The organism is Actinophytocola sp., from assembly GCF_045807065.1.
Lineage (GTDB): Bacteria > Actinomycetota > Actinomycetes > Mycobacteriales > Pseudonocardiaceae > Actinophytocola.
On the sequence record NZ_JBJMIE010000447.1, the window covers coordinates 1 to 4,782 of the forward strand.

The following is a 4,782-nucleotide window of genomic DNA, read 5'->3' on the forward strand; positions in this document are numbered from 1 at the left end:
CCCGCCTGGAAACCGCGCGCGCCTGAGCCGTTCCCGCAACCGTGCCCACCGCTCCCCGTGAGTCGGCTATAAAGATCAGTGGGAGACAAAGGGGGACGGCATGTCACATGGTTCGCACCGGCGCGTCGCGATCGCCGGCCTTACCGCGGTTGCCCTGGTCATCGCCGGCTGCGACGGCGGCGAGGAGTTGCCGCGGTTGGCCGGCGACCCATCCCCGGCCGCCAGTCGCGGGGATGAGGCGGCACGGTTCGCACCCCTGGTCTGGCTCGCCGCCGGCGACGAACACGGCCCGATGGACGCGAGCCGGTTCGTCGCGGAGTCGAAGCTGTTGTTCCACCGCGCCTGCCAGCGCAGCTCTGCCACCCAACAGGTCGCCACGGAGGTCGACGAACGGAAGCTGGGGGGTCGCGACGCGCCCTACACCGCGCAGGAGTGCGGTGCCACGGTCGCCTCCGACTCCTACACCGGCACCGACGAGAGCCAGGGCTTCTACCTCGACCTCGACGACGGCGAGGACGCCCGCCGGGGCGCCGGCCCGTCCGCGCCGGTGTACTGGCAGTACTACGAGAAGGGCGACGGCTCCACCAGCGCGTTCGTGTACTGGTTGTTCTACGGCTACAACGACGCCTTCAACAACCACGAGGGCGACTGGGAACGGGTCGCGGTCCAGTTGGTGGACGGCGAGCCGGACGGCGTGACCTTCTGGAAGCACGAAGAGCCCCCGTGCCGAGTCGCCTGGAGTGACATCGACAGGCGCGACGGCCACCCGGTGACCTACTCGGCAGCCGGCTCCCACGGCTCGTACCCGTGGGAGGGCGGCTACGACGCCACTCCCTACGGCCCGGCGGAGGCACAACCGGTCACCGACGTGACGTCGCCCGGCACCCCGTGGTCCACCTGGAATGCGGCCCGCTCGGTGGTCGAGCAGCCGTGGTGGGGTTACCGGGGACGCTGGGGTGACCAGACGGGTCTGCCGGGCGCCAACGGCCCTCGCGGGCCACACCCCGACCGGCAGGAGGCGGTGTTCGCCACGGAGCCCTGCGCACCACCCCTACCGGACCCGACGGCGACCCCTGGCCCGTCCGTGCCGCAGGACGAGCCGACCGGACCCGCGATCCCCGACGCGTTCCTCGACCAGTGGCAGGCGCCGGAGCCGATGAGTAGACCAGGGCTGCCGCGGCCCTACTACGTGCGGTTGCAACTGTGGGGGGAGGATCAACCCGGTGCGGACAGTTTCGAGGGCCTCAGCGAGTACAACGAGGACTTCGGCGCTACACCCGGGATCAGCGAGCTGGCGTGCTCGGGTGACCTGGACCTCGTCGAGGCGAGCGCGGACAAGCTCGTGTTCGCGGAGACCGAGCGGTTCGACACGTACGAAAACTGCCCGGACAAGGGCACGGTCACGGTCACACTGTCCGGCGACCAGCTGGTCTACGACTACGTCGGGGATGGCGGCAGCGCGCACACGGTGCTCGTTCGGAGCTAGCCGACTGACCTGCGCCTTCCGTCCGACCACGGGAACGTCCCACACGTCGCTGGTAGCGGGGCGCGCGAGGTCGTGGGCCGCGGTCAGCAGCTCACGAACCGCAGTTCCCGCTCGTGTCCCGGGTGCACGACGGCCAGCGAGCCCTGTCGCCCGTTGGCCTGGTGGGCGATCACCTTGTCGGACACACCCGCGTCCTCCACGGCCGGCTCACTTGGCTCGTGGCCGGTCCAGCTGACGAACGCGTCCTTGCCGGCGAAGAAGTTCAGGCGGAAGGTGTCCGGCCGGTTTATCCGCGCCCCCTCGTCGTCGGGGTAGTCCTTGGTCATGATCGTCACGAAGCGATCGTGGTCACCGGATCACCAGCCTGGCAGGGATCGCCGCGCCTGCGGCAACGGTCACCGTCGCTGCGGGCGAACCAGAATGCGTGGTCGAGCTGCTGGAACAGAGCTGAGGACTGCTTCAGCGAGCAGGCTCGACATCGCTCGAGCCTGCTCGACGAGTCGCGCTCGTCCAGGTACTGCGCCGGGATCCCGATCTCGTCTACCTGTGCACCGGGCAGCCGGACGCCCTCGTCGCGGAGTTCGGGGCGGACCGGATACGCGGCATGCTCATCGCGGAGAACGCCATGCTCGACAACGCGGTGGGCCTGGCCGCCGCCGGCCTGCATCCCGTCGTGGACATCGGGCGTGCGGCCTATCTCTTCACCGCCATGGATCCGCTGGTCAACCAGGCAACCAAGCTGCGCTACCTGACGGGCGGGCAGTTCACCGTGCCGCTGACCGTGCTGGCCTAGACACGCGGTGGGGATTCCTCGGCGCGCAGGACGAACACGTGCCGCACGCGATGCTCGCCCAGGCGCCGGGACTTGTCGTCGCCGTGCCAGGCAGTGGTGTGGCGGTGGCGGGGCTGCTGGCGACCGACTGACCCACTCTGACCCGTGGTCATCCTGGGGTCGCCAGCACTGCTCGCCGACGAGCCGCCTGGTTCGGACGGGGACGCGCCCGCGATCGCGTTCGGCTGCGCGGACGTCATGCGGCACGGCGACGACATCACGATCGTCGCGATCGGCCTCGCCGTGCGGCATTCCGTCGAGGCGCCGAACGGCTCGCCAGGCGCGGTGTCGGCGCCACGGTCGTCGACGTCCGCACCGTCGCGCCGCTGGACCTGGCCGGCATCGCCGAGGCCCCGGCCACCACCGGCACGGTGCTCGTGGTCGACGAGGCGCCCGCGCCGTGCTCGGCGGCCTCGGAGATCGTGGCGCGGTTGCTCATGACGGAGGCGGTGCGACCGGCCGGTATCCGCCAGCTCAACGCGCTGCCGGTGCCCGCGCTGTTCAGCCCCGTGTTGCAACGGGAGGTCTTCCCGCGGCCTGACGCCATCGAACGGCACGCGATCGCCCTGCGCGATGAAAGGTCATGATCCTCGCGCACCTCGACGTACAGCGTGCGCCGTGATCATGGACTCAGCTGAGCAGCCACTCGAACTCGCGGCCGCGCGCCAGCTCCTCGACCGCCTGCTCGGCGGCTTCCTTGGTCAAGGTTGGGATCACGACGAAGTTCTTCTCGTAGAACTCGACGGGCCGGGGTTCCTTCCGGCGATGGATGAGGTCGTCGAGGTCGTCCCAGCCGACCGCCGAGGCAAACCGCTCCAGGTCGAAAAAGGTCACCGGGAACCGCTGTTCGCCGTAGCCCAGCGAAGCGGACAGGGTGCCGAGTTCACTGATCCGCGTCCAGTCGACGAACTCCGGCACGATGAGTGACCATGCCGACCCGGGCGCGGCGGTGAGTTCCAGCAACCAGTTCAGGTGCCCTCGCTGAGCGAGCCGATCGCCGACCCGCCGGACCGACTCCTTGGTCACTTCGGGCACCAGGACGACATTCGGCTCGTAGAACGCCGCGGACTCGTTCACCAGGTCGGCGTCCTGGACGATCCGGTACGGGTCATAGACGATCGTCGGGAACCGACGGCCGTCATGGTCGAGGAACACGTGCAGCAGCACACCTCTGACTTCTGCCTCCGCCCAGTCGGCGTCATCGAAGTCTTGAGGTGGCACCAGCGTCCATCGCCCATTCACACCGATCAGTTTCCCCACCCGGTCAAGCGTTTTGCGGAGCCCTTCGGTCCGCAAAGGATCGTCACGGGGCGGGGTGGGCTAGCGCCAACGGGTAGCGGGGGTCACCATCATCGACCAGGATCCGCTACCCGGCCAGCCTTGTCGTCATGCTTCTGGGCATGCGGCGTCGCGTCGCGGCCGGCGGTGGACGCCATGACACGGTCAGTCGCATTACCAGCATGGGCTGTTGCCGACGTGCCGACCGGTCTCGGTTAACACTGCGGGCTGCGGTGTCGTCGATATCGATGAACGGCGCCGGTCGTGCAACTCGGCCAGCGGTACGACTCGGCCGCCGTCGTCGACCTGCGGCCGGGACTCCCGTCCACGGTGGACCTGGCGGTGGCGCTGGACGGGTCGCCGAGTGCCCGGGGCCCCACGCGGGGGTCGGCGGGTCTCCACGCTCGACCTGGTCGCGTCCTGGAAGCCCTGCTGGTGGGCGCTGGAGATCGACGAACTCCTCGGGCGCTTGAAGGAAATCGGCTTCACCAGCACCTCGGCGCCGTCTCCACCCCCGCAAGGGCAGTCAAGCGACACCATGCAAGCAGTCGACCAATATTCGAACAACTTGGTGGCCATGCTGCACCCGATGGGCCAGCCGCCGACACAACCGACCATTCACCATCCTCGAACTCACAACATGATCGTGAAACGCCCGTGGGTTCTCGACGTGGCTGCCGCGAGCAGCTCGTTCTTGTTGGCGGCGTGCAAGTAGATGGCCCGGCCCCGACGGACATGCGTGGGCCTACCGGCCCTTGGCTCTGTCGAGCGAGTGCGCGAAGTTGCCGCGGGCGCTGCGGGTCTCCGGGTGATCATGTCCGAGGACGCGGACACAGTCGTTGATCAGTGGTGGAAACTCGGTGAGCGCCCCTAGATGATTGATGCGGTGAAGATCATGTGAAGTGGGGCCCGGTAAGAGGACACGGGCGGAGGGTGTTCAAGATCAATGTGTGACGAAAGACCTGAACACCCTCCTGACAGCACTCTATGTCCTGGTCGATGACCACGTTGTCCCACCCCGTGCAGGCCGCGGGCATCGACCAGACCTCACCGACAGTGAACTGATCTGCCTGGCGGTCGCCCAGATGATGCTGGGTTACCACAACGAACGCCGCTGGGTCCGCCACGTCCACGCCATCTCCGACCTGCTGGACATGTTCCCCGACATGCTCGGTCAGTCCGGCTA

At 68.3% G+C, this 4,782-nt stretch carries 5 protein-coding genes and 1 pseudogene; 4 read left to right on the forward strand and 2 right to left on the reverse strand.

The window, feature by feature from the left end; all coding sequences use genetic code 11:
- Window positions 1-100 precede the first annotated feature (100 nt).
- Complete coding sequence (locus ACJ73U_RS26180; RefSeq protein ID WP_407780363.1) at window positions 101-1,486, forward strand: hypothetical protein; 1,386 nt, start codon at window positions 101-103, stop codon at window positions 1,484-1,486.
- Window positions 1,487-1,569: 83 nt separating this feature from the next.
- Here ACJ73U_RS26180 and ACJ73U_RS26185 read toward each other — a convergent pair whose 3' ends face one another.
- The gene (locus tag ACJ73U_RS26185) at window positions 1,570-1,821 is read right to left on the reverse strand and encodes a DUF6194 family protein (RefSeq protein ID WP_407780364.1); all 252 of its coding nucleotides are present in this window, start codon (window positions 1,819-1,821) and stop codon (window positions 1,570-1,572) included.
- A gap of 269 nt (window positions 1,822-2,090) precedes the next feature.
- Here ACJ73U_RS26185 and ACJ73U_RS26190 point away from each other — a divergent pair, with 269 nt between their 5' ends.
- Complete coding sequence (locus tag ACJ73U_RS26190; protein WP_407780365.1) at window positions 2,091-2,279, forward strand: hypothetical protein; 189 nt, start codon at window positions 2,091-2,093, stop codon at window positions 2,277-2,279.
- A gap of 224 nt (window positions 2,280-2,503) precedes the next feature.
- Window positions 2,504-2,905 (forward strand): transketolase C-terminal domain-containing protein, encoded by a 402-nt coding sequence (locus ACJ73U_RS26195; RefSeq protein WP_407780367.1) that lies wholly within the window; start codon window positions 2,504-2,506, stop codon window positions 2,903-2,905.
- A gap of 43 nt (window positions 2,906-2,948) precedes the next feature.
- Here the strand turns inward: ACJ73U_RS26195 and ACJ73U_RS26200 are convergent, their stop codons facing one another.
- Window positions 2,949-3,614 (reverse strand): hypothetical protein, encoded by a 666-nt coding sequence (locus ACJ73U_RS26200; protein ID WP_407780366.1) that lies wholly within the window; start codon window positions 3,612-3,614, stop codon window positions 2,949-2,951.
- A 932-nt stretch (window positions 3,615-4,546) separates the two neighbouring features.
- Here ACJ73U_RS26200 and ACJ73U_RS26205 point away from each other — a divergent pair.
- A pseudogene (locus ACJ73U_RS26205) lies at window positions 4,547-4,782 on the forward strand (IS982 family transposase); the annotation flags it as partial.